This window comes from Lacinutrix gracilariae (assembly GCF_042684485.1).
Classification (GTDB): domain Bacteria; phylum Bacteroidota; class Bacteroidia; order Flavobacteriales; family Flavobacteriaceae; genus Oceanihabitans; species Oceanihabitans gracilariae.
On the sequence record NZ_JBHULM010000004.1, the window covers coordinates 108,328 to 123,830 of the forward strand.

Annotated in this window: 18 protein-coding genes; 5 read left to right on the top strand and 13 right to left on the bottom strand. The window is 30.3% G+C overall.

The annotated features are described in order from the left end of the window. Positions 1–83: 83 nt before the first annotated feature. From ACFSSB_RS02280 to ACFSSB_RS02320, 9 genes are all read right to left on the bottom strand, one after another. Positions 84–908, bottom strand: a complete 825-nt coding sequence (locus tag ACFSSB_RS02280) for an ABC transporter permease (protein ID WP_379900524.1) — start codon at positions 906–908, stop codon at positions 84–86. Between the two features lie 92 nt (positions 909–1,000). Further along, the gene (locus ACFSSB_RS02285) at positions 1,001–1,900 is read right to left on the bottom strand and encodes an ABC transporter ATP-binding protein (RefSeq protein ID WP_379900526.1); all 900 of its coding nucleotides are present in this window, start codon (positions 1,898–1,900) and stop codon (positions 1,001–1,003) included. 133 nt (positions 1,901–2,033) lie between these two features. Continuing rightward, positions 2,034–2,549, bottom strand: a complete 516-nt coding sequence (locus tag ACFSSB_RS02290; RefSeq protein ID WP_379900528.1) for an IS1096 element passenger TnpR family protein — start codon at positions 2,547–2,549, stop codon at positions 2,034–2,036. Between the two features lie 109 nt (positions 2,550–2,658). Then, positions 2,659–3,672 (bottom strand): COX15/CtaA family protein, encoded by a 1,014-nt coding sequence (locus tag ACFSSB_RS02295; RefSeq protein ID WP_379900530.1) that lies wholly within the window; start codon positions 3,670–3,672, stop codon positions 2,659–2,661. 2 nt (positions 3,673–3,674) lie between these two features. Continuing rightward, positions 3,675–4,124 (bottom strand): GNAT family N-acetyltransferase, encoded by a 450-nt coding sequence (locus tag ACFSSB_RS02300; protein ID WP_379900532.1) that lies wholly within the window; start codon positions 4,122–4,124, stop codon positions 3,675–3,677. Between the two features lie 38 nt (positions 4,125–4,162). Further along, positions 4,163–5,578 carry a CCA tRNA nucleotidyltransferase gene (locus ACFSSB_RS02305; protein ID WP_379900534.1) on the bottom strand — a complete coding sequence of 472 codons (1,416 nt, stop codon included), beginning with the start codon at positions 5,576–5,578 and terminating at the stop codon, positions 4,163–4,165. 40 nt (positions 5,579–5,618) lie between these two features. Beyond that, positions 5,619–6,179: an L-threonylcarbamoyladenylate synthase gene (locus ACFSSB_RS02310; RefSeq protein WP_379900536.1), complete on the bottom strand. Its 561-nt coding sequence runs from the start codon at positions 6,177–6,179 to the stop codon at positions 5,619–5,621. A gap of 2 nt (positions 6,180–6,181) precedes the next feature. After that, positions 6,182–7,135, bottom strand: coding sequence for a hypothetical protein (locus tag ACFSSB_RS02315; RefSeq protein ID WP_379900538.1), 954 nt, complete (start codon positions 7,133–7,135; stop codon positions 6,182–6,184). Positions 7,136–7,211: 76 nt separating this feature from the next. Continuing rightward, positions 7,212–8,327 carry a glycosyltransferase family 4 protein gene (locus tag ACFSSB_RS02320; protein ID WP_379900540.1) on the bottom strand — a complete coding sequence of 372 codons (1,116 nt, stop codon included), beginning with the start codon at positions 8,325–8,327 and terminating at the stop codon, positions 7,212–7,214. A gap of 99 nt (positions 8,328–8,426) precedes the next feature. Between ACFSSB_RS02320 and ACFSSB_RS02325 the strand changes: the two genes are divergently transcribed. Next, on the top strand, positions 8,427–9,185 hold the full coding sequence (locus ACFSSB_RS02325; protein WP_379900542.1) for a lipopolysaccharide kinase InaA family protein: 759 nt from the start codon (positions 8,427–8,429) through the stop codon (positions 9,183–9,185). A 17-nt stretch (positions 9,186–9,202) separates the two neighbouring features. Here ACFSSB_RS02325 and ACFSSB_RS02330 read toward each other — a convergent pair whose 3' ends face one another. From ACFSSB_RS02330 to ACFSSB_RS02345, 4 genes are all read right to left on the bottom strand, one after another. Next, a complete protein-coding gene (locus tag ACFSSB_RS02330; protein ID WP_379900544.1) occupies positions 9,203–9,958 on the bottom strand; it encodes a glycosyltransferase family 2 protein in 756 nt (251 codons plus the stop codon). Beyond that, on the bottom strand, positions 9,951–11,033 hold the full coding sequence (locus ACFSSB_RS02335; RefSeq protein WP_379900546.1) for a CDP-glycerol glycerophosphotransferase: 1,083 nt from the start codon (positions 11,031–11,033) through the stop codon (positions 9,951–9,953). The genes ACFSSB_RS02330 and ACFSSB_RS02335 overlap by 8 nt, the downstream gene beginning before the upstream one ends. A gap of 2 nt (positions 11,034–11,035) precedes the next feature. Next, entirely contained in the window at positions 11,036–12,061 is a 1,026-nt protein-coding gene (locus tag ACFSSB_RS02340) for a glycosyltransferase family 9 protein (RefSeq protein ID WP_379900548.1), read from the bottom strand. A gap of 92 nt (positions 12,062–12,153) precedes the next feature. Then, a complete protein-coding gene (locus ACFSSB_RS02345; RefSeq protein WP_379900550.1) occupies positions 12,154–12,969 on the bottom strand; it encodes a 2,3,4,5-tetrahydropyridine-2,6-dicarboxylate N-succinyltransferase in 816 nt (271 codons plus the stop codon). Positions 12,970–13,123: 154 nt separating this feature from the next. Between ACFSSB_RS02345 and ruvX the strand changes: the two genes are divergently transcribed. The 4 genes from ruvX to ACFSSB_RS02365 all read left to right on the top strand — a co-directional run bounded on the left by ruvX (position 13,124) and on the right by ACFSSB_RS02365 (position 15,448). Then, the gene (ruvX, locus tag ACFSSB_RS02350; protein WP_379900552.1) at positions 13,124–13,534 is read left to right on the top strand and encodes a Holliday junction resolvase RuvX; all 411 of its coding nucleotides are present in this window, start codon (positions 13,124–13,126) and stop codon (positions 13,532–13,534) included. 151 nt (positions 13,535–13,685) lie between these two features. Next, a complete protein-coding gene (locus tag ACFSSB_RS02355) occupies positions 13,686–14,267 on the top strand; it encodes a T9SS type A sorting domain-containing protein (RefSeq protein WP_379900554.1) in 582 nt (193 codons plus the stop codon). A 114-nt stretch (positions 14,268–14,381) separates the two neighbouring features. After that, a complete protein-coding gene (gene def / locus ACFSSB_RS02360) occupies positions 14,382–14,972 on the top strand; it encodes a peptide deformylase (RefSeq protein WP_379900556.1) in 591 nt (196 codons plus the stop codon). A gap of 56 nt (positions 14,973–15,028) precedes the next feature. Beyond that, positions 15,029–15,448: a DUF5606 family protein gene (locus tag ACFSSB_RS02365; RefSeq protein WP_379900558.1), complete on the top strand. Its 420-nt coding sequence runs from the start codon at positions 15,029–15,031 to the stop codon at positions 15,446–15,448. The last annotated feature ends 55 nt before the right edge of the window (positions 15,449–15,503 follow it).

The window sequence follows — 15,503 nt, forward strand, 5'->3', positions numbered from 1 at the left end:
TTAAAAAGCAATAGCTACCAAAGGTATTACATTTAATTCTGTAATAATTATAGAAGAATGTTAAAAAAACGAGAAGTTACAATTTATAAATCTCGTTTTTTTAATATTTTATAAGATAAAAACACAAAAAGAATTGTCCACCCAACAACAATTGCTAGTTCATACCCATGTACAGCATAGTCATACGTAAGATCTGTTTTATCTGGAAACTTAGTCATCATGACACGTTGAAAAGGCTGATCTATTAATTTGTACATAGATTTTAAAGGAAAGAAATTCTGGATTTTCTCTGCCAATTCATAGTTGCTTTGCCAAGTAATTAAACCTAAAACAATGTATTCAAAAATGTATAAAATAAATAGGAAAGCTAAAGCAAAAGCAGAGCGTTTTACCAGCATACCAAAGAATAGACATAAAGTGAAAAAACCAACCAGCTTCACAAAATAGGCAACTAAAAAATTAGTTTCTCTAAAAATAATGCTAGCTTCGGTGTAGCTAGAGTAGTAAAGGCCAATAAAAAAAGAAGCCAATGCTATTAATACTGTAGCTATTAATGAAAAGAATACAATGGTATAGAATTTAGAAAGTATAAATTCTTTTTTACTTAAACCATCAATTAAGTTTTGTTTTATGGTTTTGTTGCTATATTCATTACCAATCATGCTTACCACTACAATAGCAAAAAAGAACTTGAATTGTGATGCAAAAAAGGTAGTAATATGCCAAATTATAGGGAAATTAAAGATGCCAAGTTCTCCTAATTCTAAAGTGAAAAAACCAAAGAAGTTTATTTTTATAGAAGAAAGAATCAGTACTGTGAAAGGCAAAATAAAGGAAACAAATATAAGTACTTTACTAGCTCTGTTTAGTAGTAGTTTTTGTAATTCAAGATTTAATAGTCGTAACATGAGATTGGTTTTGGTGTTTTACCTTTTTTTGTCTTTGATTCTTTTTTTAATCCAATACACTTTTCTTTTAAAAAATAAAGGAGTGTATTGAATTAGTTTAAATTATCTGTAAGCTGAAGAAATTGTTCTTCTAAACTTTCTTTACGTTTTACTAAATGCGATAAGATGATGCCTTTTTCAAACATTAATTTATTGAAATCTGAAGCATCCATTGGTTCATTTAAAAAGGCAGTAATTAAACCGTTTTCAACTTTTATATTTTTAAAAGTAGTGTTGCTTTCTAGTAATTGAATTAAATCTTCTTGTTTGTCTGCTTTTAACTCAAAAAAGCCATGACTAGAAATCATTTCGTCAACACGACCAGCGTATAATTTTTCTCCTTTACGAAGCACCACAACATGCGAGCATACTTTTTCTACTTCGTCAAGAAGGTGCGAAGCTAAAAGAATGGTTGTTCCGCTTGCAGCTATATCTTTTATTATTTCTCTTATTTGATGAATTCCTTGCGGATCTAATCCGTTTGTAGGCTCGTCAAGTATTAATATTTCAGGATCATTTAGTAATGCCGAAGCAATAGCTAAACGTTGTTTCATACCTAAAGAGTAGGTATTAAACTTGTGGTTTTTTCTGTCTTCTAGACCAACAACTGCTAGTTTTTCTTCAATTTTACTATAGCTTACTCCTTTAATTTTACAGACTAATTTTAAGTTTTGTGCAGCAGTCATGTATGGATAAAAGTTAGGACGTTCAATAATGGCGCCTACTTTTTTTAATGCATCGTGTGTAGATACTGTACCATCAAACCATTTAAAATCTCCATGTGTTTTGTTTACTACGTTTAAAACAATACCAAGTGTTGTAGATTTTCCGCTTCCGTTAGGTCCAAGAATACCATATACATTTCCTTTTTTAATGGTAAACGATAGGTCTTTTACAGCTGTGAGGTAACCAAATTTTTTGGTAAGGTTATTAATAGTTAAAATAGATTCCAAAATTAAAGCGGTTTGATTAGTTATAGGTAAGACGAAGGAAGTAAAAAAATGTTACATACTCAACAAAAAAAAGCACTCTAATTATAGTAATGTAGAGTGCTTTATATATTAAGAATTGTAGGGTTAATATAGCCTAGTTCCAGTTTTCTTCAAAGTCTAGGTTATCATAATCATCTACATCATATCCATCGTCAAATTCATCAAATTCTTCTAAATCGTCACTTTCAAAATTTTTGGTAGGAGCTTCGTCAGGAATTTGCCCATGAACAAACATAAGGTTTGGATAGTCTGTACCTTCTGCTTCATCAACAATTTCAGCAAGTTCTACATAAAAAGTCCACATGCTTAAAAAGTCGTATACGTAAATTAGTTTGGTTTGCATTTCATGAACCACATCATTAATGGTGGTTTCGTTCATTAAACGAACTGTGTTTGCACCTTCACTAACATCAAACATAGATATTTCTTCACCTTGCTCCCAAGTATCATTACTTATGTAAAAGGAAGCCATTTCTAAACCATCAAAACCAAAAGATTGCGTAATGGTATTATGTAAGTCTTCTAAAGTATCTGTTTCACGAATTTCTAAATCACGAAAAATATCATCTTCCGTATCATTATCAAGTACTATTCTAAATCTGTAAATCATTATAAAAAATTATTTTGCAAAGGTACGATTTCCAACCCTCAAAACCCAAAAACTAAATTTGTAAATATTAAAACTAAATACTTCTTAAAGTATACTACCTTTTTTGTTTCTATTTACTAAAACGATGCAATGTAAATGTCATGGCACTCAATAGAAAAAACGCACCTATTTGATGTGCTACACCTAAGGCTAATGGTACTTGGTAAACTATAGTAAATACACCTAATAAAAATTGTACTACTACTAGAATTAACAAAGAATTTACTGCTTTTAATTGGTATTTAGTACGTGTTAGTTTTTTAGATTGAAACCATATTAGTAAGATAAAAACAACTACTAAATAAGCTGCTGTTCTGTGAATAAATTGAATACCACTTGGGTTTTCAATAAGGTTTTTATAAAACGGTTGTAGTATATAAACGGTTTCATGCATAAACTTTCCTTCATTCATTAAAGGCCAATGATTATGTAATAATCCAGCTTTTAATCCTGCTACAAAAGCACCATAAATTATTTGAAAAATTAAAACAACATAACCACCAATAATAAGGTTTCTAAATTTTTTGTCTACTGTTTTTCTTTCCGGAAAAATTAAATCTAAAGCTACCCATAAGGTTGCCGCAAAAGTTAAAAAGGCCGTTGTTAAATGTGCAGCCAATCTAAAATGACTTACATCTGGTTTATCTACCAAACCACTTTTTACCATATACCAACCTAAAAAGCCTTGAAAACCACCAAGAGCAAGAAGTACAATGCATTTTTTTATTGTTTTTTTAGTAAGCTGTTTGGTAGCCAAAAAGTATAAAAACGGAATAATAAAAACCATACCAATTAATCTACCTATAACGCGATGTAGCCATTCCCAGAAATAGATACTTTTAAAATCTTCTAAGGTAAAATGCGAATGCAGTTTTTGAAACTCAGGATATTGTTGGTACAGCGCAAAAGCTTCTTGCCATGCTTGTTCGCCTATTGGCGGAATAGTACCTGTAATTAATTTGTAGTTTGAAATAGATAAACCAGAATCTGTTAATCTAGTGATACCACCAACTACAACCATAATAAATATTAAGAAACATCCTGTAAATAGCCAGTAAATTACTTTTTTGTTGTCTTTTTTCATTTTTAAATTAATTCTTTTTCAAAGCACAAGCTGTTTTCAATATTTGCATATTGGCCATAGTTTGTTATTATTTTGTAATTATTTTTTTTGTAAAATGTTACAGCTTCGGTTTGCCGTTTTCCGGTTTCTAGAATGCATTTTTTATAGCCTAATTGTTTTGCCCAATCTTCTAAAGCTTGTACTATTTTTGTGGCAACACCTTGACCTCTAGATTTGGTATTTGTATACATGCGCTTAATTTCAACGCTAGATGTGTTGTATTCTTTAAAAGCGCCACAACCAACAGGAACATTGTCTATATAAGCAACAATAGTATTTTTTAAAACATCAATATTATTGAATTGGTTGTAAAAATCATGCTCTTCACCATCCATAATTTTTAAATATGCATCTAGTTGTTGTACTAAATGAATAAAGTCTGGGTTTTCTGAATTGGTTTTAACTAAATGCATTTTTTTGCTTTTTATTTACAAACACGAAACACCATGTGCTACTCACTTTTTGTTAGTCCTAAACGTTCACCTTCTTTTAGCATCAATTGAAAAGCGGCATCGTGTTCGTTAGGAATTACTCCTTCTAAAATGGCTTCTTTAATATGTTCTTTTATAACACCAATTTCGCGAGAAGGTTTTAAGTTGAAGGTTTTCATAATTTCTTCACCAGAAATTGGAGGCTGAAAATTACGTATGTGATCTCTTTCTTCTACCTCTACAATTTTTTCACGAACAATTTTAAAGTTGTTGTGGTATTTCTTGAATTTGTGAGGGTTTTTTGTAGTAATATCAGCTTCGCAAAGTGTCATTAAATCATCTACATATTCACCAGCATCAAAAACCAATCGTCTTACAGCAGAATCTGTAACCTCTTGCGCTAAAACAATAGGTCTAGAGCTCATAAAAACCATTTTTTGAACAAATTTCATTTTGTCATTTAATGGCATTTTTAGTCTTTTAAATAAATGGTAGACCATTTTAGAGCCTTCAAATTCATGTGCATGAAAGGTCCAACCTACTTTTTTACTAAATCTTTTTGTAGGAGCTTTACCAATATCGTGTAACAATGCAGCCCAACGTAACCATAGGTTATCTGTAGTTTTTGCAATATTGTCTACCACTTCTAAAGTGTGGTAAAAATTGTCTTTATGTTTTTGTCCTTCAACCTCGTCAATTCCTTTTAAGGCTGTTAACTCTGGTAAAATATATTGCAGTAGTCCTGTTTTTTCTAATAGTAGAAAACCTATAGAAGGTTTGTTTGCTTCCAGGATTTTATTTAATTCTACAACTATACGTTCTTTGGTTATTATTTTTATTCTTTCGTTATTTCTAGTAATTGCGTTTAACGATTCTTTTTCAATAATAAAGTTTAGCTGTGTGGCAAAACGTATGGCACGCATCATACGAAGCGGATCATCACTATAAGTAATATCAGGATTTAATGGCGTTTTAATAATCTTAGCCTCTAAATCTTCTAAACCTTGAAAAGGATCTAAAAGTTCCCCAAAATGGTCTTCAGATAAATTTAAAGCGAGTGCATTTATAGTAAAATCTCTTCTGTTTTGGTCGTCTTGTAACGTACCATTTTCAACAATAGGATTTCTACTGTTTTCATTATAAGATTCTTTTCTAGCACCAACAAACTCCACCTCAATACCATCAAAACGAAGCATTGCTGTACCATAGGTTTTAAATACTTGTACTTTAGGTTGGTTAGGTAGGTTTTTTGCTACTTGTTTTGCTAGCGCAATACCACTACCAACAGCAACAATATCAATATCTTTTGCAGTGCCACGATTTAAGATAAAATCACGAACAAAACCACCAATAACATAGCTTTCAAGACCTAGTTCTTTAGCAGATTTTGAAATGGTTTTAAATATTTTATGTTGTAATGCGTTTTTGTAATTCATTTTAATTTTTTACTCCTGTGTATGCGTGGCTAAAAGTATTTTACTTTCGTATAACTTTAACAACACCATCGCGACTTAACTTGATAATAGAGGATGGTTTTGTTGCCTTTTTTTCGTGGTGCAAATTTACAACATAGTCCACACCTTTTATAATCTCCTGAGATATTTCTTTAAAGGATTTTGGAGTAGGAGCACCACTAATATTTGCTGAGGTAGAAACTATAGCACCATTTAGTTTTCTGCATATTTGATAGCAAAATTCATCATCAGGAATTCTAATAGCAATGGTTTTGTCTTCGGCAATTAAATTAGGAGCAAGGTTTTGCGCATCATCATAAATAATAGTTATTGGTTCTTCTGCAATATCAAAAATGCTTTGTGCAGCGTCAGGAACTGTTTTTACGTATTTTTTTAGCATTCTATCATCTGCAACCAAGCAAATCATAGCCTTAGTTTCTATACGTTTTTTTAGTTTGTAAATTTTAGCAACGGCTTCTGCATTGGTAGCATCACAGCCAATTCCCCAAACGGTATCTGTAGGATATAAGATTATTCCGCCTTGTTTAAGAACTTCTATTGTTTTTTTTATTTCTTGATGCATAATTAACTTAAAATGGTTTTTAACCAGTTTGTATAGTGATATTTTTGATAAATTTCTGAAGGAATAGGTTCATACGGAGTATTTAAAAATGTTTCCGGAATATCAATTTCTGTATCAGGTGTAATCACGTGAATATTATTAGGATTGTAAAAATCGTAAGTTTTAATATCAGCGTTTGTTGTGATTAATTTTTTTTCTAAAAAAAGGCTTTCAAAAACACGAAACGTTAGTCCGTCTTGTACACCATATTTATGAATATCTACAATAATATTGGTTTTTAGTAAGTACTCTAATACTTGCTTGTTGTTTTTTCTTTCTTGAATAAAATGAATAAGTTCGGATTCTATTTTTTTATCAGATTGTACTAAAAACTCATATTTTACTTGCTTCTTTTTAAAGTATGCTGCAAGTTTTTCTAAGGTGTTAAATCTAAAATCTTTAGACATAATAGTAAAAGCATCATACGTTAAAGCTGTTTTTTTATAGTCTTGATTTAAATAAATAAAGTTTGGTAAAAAAATTAAATTATAATCTTTAACATCCTTTTTTTCGTAAGAATATACTTTATCAAAAAAGGAAATTACTTCTTTTTTTCTAGTAATATTATTGATAGAATCATGATAATAAGCAATAAAGTTTTTGGTTTTACTTTTTAATATAGATAGTTGCGAATCAAAAAATAAATCAGGTCTTACAATTAAAATATAATCGTAGGTTTTACCAGCAGTAGCTTCAATTATAGGTTGTAGCTTGTAGTAGTTTTTTAATTTGTTTTTTGTAAAAAGTTTATAGATTGCTGCGTAGGCTTTTTCAAAAATATGCTTGTATTTATATTTTTTTAAAGACGCTATATTGTAATAATCTACGTGTTTGTATTGCGCGTTAAGTTGGTTGTGAATGCTATCATAATAACCACTTAAATCATAGGTAATAAAAAGTATTTTTTTGTCTTTCATAAGTAACCAAAATATTACTTTATTTCTATTGAGTTCCTTTTTTTGTTTCCTTTAAGGGAAATGAAAAAGGAGAAAATTATCTTTTATAATTATTAATTACTTCTTGTAATTCATCATACATTTTTTTAGAAATAACATCTTTGGTAAAGTTATCTAATAAAAATTGATGTCCATTAGTGGTAAATTTATTTTGAAGCTCTTTGTCATTTAGTAATAACTCTACTTTATCTGCAAAATCTTCGGGATTACCAACTTCAGCTAAAAGGCCTGTTTCATTATCTACAATAACTTCTGGAATTCCTCCTGCATTAGCTGCTACAATAGGAACTCTACAAGCGTAAGATTCTAATAAAACACCTCCTGTAGGTTCGTTGTTTGAGGTAAACATAAACAAATCGAATTCTGGTAAAACTTGCGGAATGTCTGTTCTAAATCCAGAAAATATAATATGATCGTTTAGGTTTTTGTCGCTAACAATTTGCTTTATTTCTGCTTCTAGTTTTCCTTCTCCTATTAAGATATATTTTGCTTTTATATTGTTTCGTTTTACTAAAATTTCAACAGTATCTACCCAAGTGTAATGGTCTTTAAATCCTGAAAAAGCAGCAATATTTCCAATTATTTTATAGTCTGAAGGAATATTATATTCTTTGTGTAATAAGCCGTTTTTTTCTTGTTTGGTAAATTTGTGTACATCTGTAACACTACCAACTACACACATTTTACTAGTGTCTTTAACCGCATATTTTAGTACGTCTACTACAGGTTGCGATACACAGATTATTTTTTTTATGCCTTTGTAATTGTACTTCCATTTTCTAAGCATGTTAGAGTCTACACGTCTTATTAAGGTTCTGCATAATACTAAAGGAGCAGGAAGTTTGTAAAATAAGTGAGCTAAAACAGCCAAAGTATGTGCTTTACTATTATGAATAAAAACCACATCAATTTTTTTGTCTTTTACAATTTGAGCCAATTGTTTAGCAAAGCCTAAATCATACTCAGACTTATAATCAAAACCAATTACTTGCATGTTTTTTTCTTTAGCAACATCATAAACAGGAGTATTGTTGGCACAAACAATATATTGATCTTCTACATAATTTTTTTCTTTAAAAGCTTCGTATAAATAAATAATTTTTTGCTCATGACCTCTCCAAACGCCAGATGCAGTAATCTGTAATAATCTCATAGTTGTTTTCAATAGTATAGTGTACAAAGTAATTAAAAACATTTAATAACCGCTTTGTTTTTTTAGATTAATAACCTGTAAAATTTGTAATATTGCAAGATGCAAACGGTATATCAAGACAGCTATAAAAAGCACCAAGAAAAATTAGACCATTTCATTAATAATTTTAATGATTTAGGAGAGCAATTTGGTAAAGCAGATAGAAATGCTATTAAATTATTTGATTTAGAAGGTGAAACGATTAATATTAAATCGTTTAAAGTGCCAAATATAGTAAATCAAATAGCTTATAAGTTTTTTAGAAAAAGCAAAGCACAGCGTTCTTTTGAGTATGCTTCTAAGCTTAAAGATTTAGGTATTGGTACACCAAAACCCATAGCATATTATGAGTTTACTACGCCGTTTTTGTTTAAAAAGAGCTTTTATATTAGCGAGCATTTAGACTGCGATTTAACTTATAGAGAACTTACACGAGATTTAAATTATCCAGATCACGAGGCTATATTGAGAGCTTTTACTAGGTTTACTTATAAATTACATGAAAGTAATATTAACTTTTTAGACCACTCTCCAGGAAATACCTTAATTAAAAAAGTAGGAGACAAGTATGCGTTTTATTTGGTGGATTTAAATAGAATGGAATTTAAACCTATGTCTTTTGAAACTAGAATAAAAAACTTTGCTAGACTTACAGTACATCAATCTATTGTTGAAACCATGAGTGATGAATATGCAAAAGTTTCTGGTGAAGACTATAACAAAGTCTTTGAGTTAATGTGGAAAGAAACCGAAGCTTTTCAAGATAAGTTTAAGCGCAAAAAGCGTTTGAAAAAGAAGTTGAAATTCTGGAAAAAGTAATATTAAAGAGAAAAGAGCTATTCTCTTCCTCTGCGTAATAACCAAAGTTTTAAATAGCGCATAAACACTACATAGGCTTGTATGGTACCAATGGTAAAACCTACAAGACCATCTCTAAAACCGCTTTGCAATATATAATGTTTAAAAAAGCCGTAAAAAGGCTTAATTACAAAATGATAAGGTGTCAGTTTGCCTGTTTTTTTGTCGTAGTCTTTAGCTTGCCACCACGCATAACGATTCATTTTTTCTAAATACTTATCAAAAGTAATATAGGTATTGTGGTAAAACTTGTTTTTTAATTTACCAACAGTACCATCTACCTTAATTTCTGCATGCACATGTTTGTCTTCGTATGTACAAAAATCGCGTTTAAAAAGACGAATTACCTTATCGTTTCGCCATCCACTATAATGCACACGTTCTCCCATAAAATGGTTCATTCTACCAATCCAATAAGCAGTATGTTCTATTTCAGGTTGCTTTAATAAAGCTTGTATTTCTTCTTTTAATTCTGGTGTAACACGCTCATCTGCATCTACTAGTAAAATCCATTCGTGTTTTGCTTGCGGAATGGCCCAATTTTTTTGCGATGCCGAATATTGGTACTCACGTTTAATTACTTTGGTTGCTAATTCTTGTGCTTTTTCAAAAGTACCATCTGTACTTAAGCTGTCTACAACTAGAATTTCATCCGCAAAACTTACAGAGGCAATAACAGCTTCTATATTATGAATTTCATTTCCCGTAGGAATAATAGCAGTGAGTTTATGCATTGGTTTTAGGTAACGTATATGCTTGGTTATAGCTTTTTAAAGTAAAGTAATTTAAGCGTTTTCGCATTTTATACTTTCGTATCAAATTTAAGGGTTTTTGTTTTAAATGGCTTTTATCTTTATGTAAAAAAGAAATAGTAGCATCTATAACACGTTTGCTTGATTTTCCGTCAAAATAAGGATGTAAGTCAAGTATAAAGTTTTCTATATTTTGTAACAAGCTTTCTGGATATAATAAGGCTTCTTGAAAAGCTTTTTCTAATTCTTCTGCTTGATGTACGTGTAGTAAGTAGTTGTGATTAAAAGTATGATTAAAGGTAACTATAGGCTTTTTTTGCAATAAAAATTCTTGAATAGCAGAGGTAGTATCTGCAAACATAATATCTGCTTGTTTGTAAAGCGGAATTAAATCTGTGGTATTATAAAATTTAAAGTTGGCATTGTTTATAGATTTCCATTTACTAACAATAGCTTCTGGTAATTTTGGGTGCAATACCATTATAAAATTAAAAGTTCCTGCAGTAGATAGCCTTTTAATTTCTTGAAAAACCGAATCTTTATACGCTAAACTTAAACTTTCTGTAAAAGTAGAAGCTATCATAATAGTATGATTTTTTTCTCTTTTTTCAATAGGAAATAAAGGGTCTACTTTGCTCCATCCTGTTTCTACAACTTCAAAATAAGGATGTTTTTTTTGTTGCGCTAGAAAACCTTTTGTGGTAGATGGACCTTGTGTGCAATACAAATCAAAAAAACCACGAAGTCTAAAATGGCTAAACGTATTTTTTTTTGAAGGTCTTTTTTGAGCATTAAAACCATGAAAAATTTGCACTTTTAATCCTGTAATAAAATCAGGAACACTATCTGTTGCTGTTAATACCACATCTGGTTTGTAATCTAAAACCTCTTGTATGGTCTGTAAAGCATTGTTTTTTTGTTGTATTGCTTTTTTTCCGTCTTCAATATCTGCAAACCACTTTACGGTATAACCACGTTGGGTAATTTCAGTTTCTAAAGGCGTACCAATTGGTAGTGCATAACTGTACGATATATAAATTAAAAATTTATAATTCATGATTATAAGGTACTTAAAAAGTTTTTAAGTTCTGGTTTTATAAATTCTGGTTTTAGTTTTAGGTAATACGTTTCAGGATCTTTTTTAGCTTCCGTTTTATCGGTTTCATTATATGCTATATAATCCGATAGGTGAATAGCTACATTGTTTCCAGGTTCGTTTTCACTAAACCAATTCGCTTTGTTTAAATAAGGCGAAAAAATAGTAAAGGTAGGAATGTTTAGAGCCTTTGCCATATTATTTGCTCCACCTTCATTTCCTATTAAAGCATCGCATTGTTGTGTTATGGCTAAAAATGCTCTTAAACTTTTACCAAAGACATCAAAATAAATATGTTTTTGGGTTTTTGCTAAGCAATAGTCATAGATTTCTTTAGCTTCTTCTTTCTGTTTAGGTATGTAATTAAACAGTATTTGTGCGTCCTTATTATTTTCAACTAAGCTGTCTAATAAAGCAGCCATGTATTTTGCAGGATAGGTTTTAATAGCACTACTACCTAAAACGCTAATCATAAACAAAGGTTTGTTACTTTGTATGTTGGCAGTTTCTAAATACTTTTTAGCAGTAGTAATTTCTTCTGGTTTTAAATAAATTTTAGGAACAATATTTTGAAACGAAATAGCTAATGGTTCTAGAAGTTTTAATCTATTCTCAATAGCTAAACTAGCATGGTTTTCTGGTTTTTTTAATCGCTTAATAGGATGCGTAAAAACAAAAGAAGTATGTTTTTTATAGTATGCTATTTTTGTTTTTGCATGAGTAAAGTAACTAATAAGTGTACTGCTTAATTTGCCATACACATCAATAACCACATCGTATTTTTCTTTTTTTAGTGATTTTAAGAAACGGTAAAATGCCATTTTACTCTTTTCTATTTCAGGAGTAAAAAATACAAAGTTATCTATAAAAGGGTTGTTTTCTACAACAGGATAGGTATGAGAGTTAATAAGATAATCTAGTTGTGCATCAGGATATTTTGTGCGTAATGCTTCAAACAGAATACTGCTTGTAAGTACGTCTCCAATCATTTTTTGTTGCACAACTAGTATCTTCAAACTCTAAGCGTTATTTTATTATTCATTAAGCAGGAGTAATTACTGCTACTGTACATTGCTAATTTTTAAACAGCTACATCATATTCACGTAATGCATCGTTTAAAGATGTTTTTTTATCTGTACTTTCTTTACGTTTTCCTATAATTAATGCACAAGGTACTTGAAACTCACCAGCGGCAAACTTTTTAGTGTAACTACCAGGAATTACTACAGAACGAGAAGGTACAATACCTTTCATTTCTACAGGTTCATCTCCAGTAACATCTATAATTTTAGTACTCATGGTTAATACCACATTAGCACCTAGAACGGCTTCTTTTTCTACGCGAACACCTTCTACAACAATACAACGAGAGCCTATAAATGCTCCATCTTCAATAATCACAGGAGCAGCTTGTAAAGGTTCTAAAACACCACCAATACCAACACCTCCAGAAAGATGTACGTTTTTACCAATTTGTGCACAACTACCAACAGTAGCCCAAGTATCTACCATAGTACCTTCATCTACATATGCACCTATATTTACGTAACTAGGCATTAGTATAGTACCTGCAGAAATATAAGCACCATGTCTTGCTACTGCATTTGGTACCACACGAATTCCTTTTTCAGCATATCCTGTTTTTAACGGAATTTTATCGTGATACTCAAAAATACCAACTTCAAGCGTTTCCATTTTTTGAATTGGGAAATATAAAACCACAGCTTTTTTCACCCATTCGTTTACTTGCCAACCATCATTTGTAGGTTCTGCTACACGTAGTTTTCCTAAGTCTAATAAATTTACAACTTCTTTAATAGCTGTAATGGTTTGCTGCTCTTTTAATAAGTCTCTATTTTCCCAAGCTTGTTCTATGAGCTGTTGTAATTCTTTCATCGCAATTTTTTGTTTTTGTTTCTACAAAAGCAGAAAGCTTATTTTATCTTTTTTATAGATGCAAAGATAAATCTATAATTGAATAAAGTAAATGGTTACCTAAAAAATATAAGATAGCTATTAAAGCTTAAAAATTAAGTTTAAATTTGCAGCAATGAAAAGAATATTAGCATTAGACTTTGGTACTAAAAGAACAGGAATTGCTGTAACCGATGAGTTACAGATTATTGCTTCTGGTTTAACCACAGTAAATACCAAAGAATTAATTCCTTTTTTAAAGGATTATTTTGAAAAAGAACAAGTAGCATTAGTAGTTGTTGGTGAGCCAAAACAAATGAATAATGAGGCGTCTGAAAGTGAAGCTGCTATTCAAGGTTTTATTAAAAAATTCACCATTGCTTTTCCTGAAATGCCAATGCATCGTGTAGATGAGCGTTTTACTTCTAAAATGGCGTTTCAAACTATGATAGATTCTGGCTTATCTAAAAAGCAACGTAAAAATAAAGCACTAGTAGATGAGATTAGTGCAACCATTATTCTTCAAAGTTATTTGTACTCTAAATAGTTTTTTTGCTTTTAGTATTTGAAATTAAGGTAATTAGTCGTTAAAATATGTAGTAAAATTCCTCACAACGAGAATTTATGTACATTGGTCTAATAATTAACGGGTTATATAATTGTACGACTATATTTGTTATAACCCAAATATATAAAATATGAAAAATCACTACTTTGCAATGCTAGTGTTAGCATTATTCTCGTTCACACAAATTCAAGCACAATTTTGTCCTCCAACAGGATATATTCAAGATTCCGATTTGTTTTTTATTTATGAAGCAGGAACTTCTAACTGTGCAGATAGACCAACAACAGTAAGCGTTGGCTCTTCTGTTTTTACACAATATATTTGTGAAGATCAGTTGTCTATATATGAGTTAACTTCAGGAGCTCCATTAGCAGAAACCACTAATGTAGCAGTAGATTTCGGGTTTTCAATTTGTGAATATGCAAACAACGGAACTTTATCTGCTGAAGATTTTGACATTCTATTTAAATCTTTAGTAAAAGTGTATCCTAACCCTGTAACTACAGATAGTAATTTAAATATAAACTTAGGCATTAATACCTCTGTAAAAGTAGAGTTGTATAACGTTACAGGTAAAAAAATGTTAAGCACAGCAACTTCTAATTTAAATACTGTAAGTGTAGATGTATCTCATTTAGAAAACGGTATTTATATTGCTCAAATTATAACAGATTTAGCTACAATAACAAGAAAAGTAATTGTGTTACACTAAACATAGTATAATATATATAAAGAACTCCTTAATTTTTAAGGAGTTTTTTTATGCTTTTTAGCCAACAAATTAACTAAGTATTGTATTTTTGCATGAAATCATTTAAAATACCACATGATATTACCTATTGTAGCTTATGGAGATCCTGTTTTAAAAAAAGTAGGAGCAGACATTACTAAAGATTACCCTAAACTAGACGAGCTAATTGCAAATATGTACGAAACTATGTATGGCGCTTTCGGTCTTGGTTTAGCAGCACCACAAATTGGATTGCCAATACGTTTGTTTATAGTTGATGCAGAACCTTTTGCAGAAGATGATACGTACACAAAAGAAGAGCAAGAAGCTTTTAAAGGATTTAAAAAAACCTTTATTAATGCTAGAATTTTAGATGAAAAAGGAGACGAATGGCCTTTTAGCGAAGGATGCTTAAGCATTCCAGATGTAAGAGAAGATGTCTTTAGAAAACCTGAAATTACCATTGAATATTTTGATGAAAATTTCAAAAAACATACCGAAACCTATGATGGTTTAATTGCTAGAGTGATACAACATGAGTATGACCATATTGAAGGTATATTGTTTACAGATAAACTATCTTCTTTAAAAAAGCGTTTAATTAAGGGTAAACTAGCTAACATATCTAAAGGAAAAATTAACATTGATTATAAAATGCGTTTTCCTAACCAAAAAAAGAAACGATAAAATTTGTTTAGCAATTGCAAACACTAGATATTTGCCTTCTTTAAAAAAATAAGTATATGAGCTTAGAAAAAGTATTATCCATTTCTGGAAGACCAGGATTATATAAATTAGTAGCACAAACACGTGGTGGTTTTATAGCAGAATCTTTAATTGATAAAAAAAAGATATCTGTAAACATGCAACATAATGTTAGCATTTTAAGTGAAATTGCTATTTACACACTTCAAGAAGAATTACCTTTAAGAGAAGTTTTTAGTAAAATAAAAGCTAAAGAAGATGGTAAACCAACCTCTATTAGTCACAAAGAAAGTAAAGACAAATTAGAAGAATACTTTTTTGAAATTTTACCAAATTATGATGAAGATAGAGTATATGCTAGTGATATTAAAAAAATCATTCAGTGGTATAACTTGTTAGAAAAACACAATATGTTAGACTTTGATGTAGCTGAAGAAAAATCAGATGAAGAAGAATAACAATTTCAAGTATAATATTTTAAAAATCCAACTCTAGCAGTTGGATTTTTTGTTT

What these genes read in the sequence shown, in the direction of transcription:
- ruvX (WP_379900552.1), top strand. Translation starts at nt 13,124, where the DNA reads ATGAAAAGAATATTAGCATTAGACTTTGGTACTAAAAGAACAGGAATT.
- ACFSSB_RS02325 (WP_379900542.1), top strand. Translation starts at nt 8,427, where the DNA reads ATGCAAACGGTATATCAAGACAGCTATAAAAAGCACCAAGAAAAATTA.
- ACFSSB_RS02295 (WP_379900530.1), bottom strand. Translation starts at nt 3,672, where the DNA reads ATGAAAAAAGACAACAAAAAAGTAATTTACTGGCTATTTACAGGATGT.
- ACFSSB_RS02300 (WP_379900532.1), bottom strand. Translation starts at nt 4,124, where the DNA reads ATGCATTTAGTTAAAACCAATTCAGAAAACCCAGACTTTATTCATTTA.
- ACFSSB_RS02305 (WP_379900534.1), bottom strand. Translation starts at nt 5,578, where the DNA reads ATGAATTACAAAAACGCATTACAACATAAAATATTTAAAACCATTTCA.
- ACFSSB_RS02340 (WP_379900548.1), bottom strand. Translation starts at nt 12,061, where the DNA reads ATGATTGGAGACGTACTTACAAGCAGTATTCTGTTTGAAGCATTACGC.
- ACFSSB_RS02365 (WP_379900558.1), top strand. Translation starts at nt 15,029, where the DNA reads ATGAGCTTAGAAAAAGTATTATCCATTTCTGGAAGACCAGGATTATAT.
- ACFSSB_RS02310 (WP_379900536.1), bottom strand. Translation starts at nt 6,179, where the DNA reads ATGCATCAAGAAATAAAAAAAACAATAGAAGTTCTTAAACAAGGCGGA.
- ACFSSB_RS02280 (WP_379900524.1), bottom strand. Translation starts at nt 908, where the DNA reads ATGTTACGACTATTAAATCTTGAATTACAAAAACTACTACTAAACAGA.
- ACFSSB_RS02355 (WP_379900554.1), top strand. Translation starts at nt 13,686, where the DNA reads ATGAAAAATCACTACTTTGCAATGCTAGTGTTAGCATTATTCTCGTTC.
- ACFSSB_RS02335 (WP_379900546.1), bottom strand. Translation starts at nt 11,033, where the DNA reads ATGAATTATAAATTTTTAATTTATATATCGTACAGTTATGCACTACCA.
- ACFSSB_RS02290 (WP_379900528.1), bottom strand. Translation starts at nt 2,549, where the DNA reads ATGATTTACAGATTTAGAATAGTACTTGATAATGATACGGAAGATGAT.
- ACFSSB_RS02345 (WP_379900550.1), bottom strand. Translation starts at nt 12,969, where the DNA reads ATGAAAGAATTACAACAGCTCATAGAACAAGCTTGGGAAAATAGAGAC.
- def (WP_379900556.1), top strand. Translation starts at nt 14,382, where the DNA reads ATGATATTACCTATTGTAGCTTATGGAGATCCTGTTTTAAAAAAAGTA.
- ACFSSB_RS02315 (WP_379900538.1), bottom strand. Translation starts at nt 7,135, where the DNA reads ATGAAAGACAAAAAAATACTTTTTATTACCTATGATTTAAGTGGTTAT.
- ACFSSB_RS02330 (WP_379900544.1), bottom strand. Translation starts at nt 9,958, where the DNA reads ATGCATAAACTCACTGCTATTATTCCTACGGGAAATGAAATTCATAAT.
- ACFSSB_RS02320 (WP_379900540.1), bottom strand. Translation starts at nt 8,327, where the DNA reads ATGAGATTATTACAGATTACTGCATCTGGCGTTTGGAGAGGTCATGAG.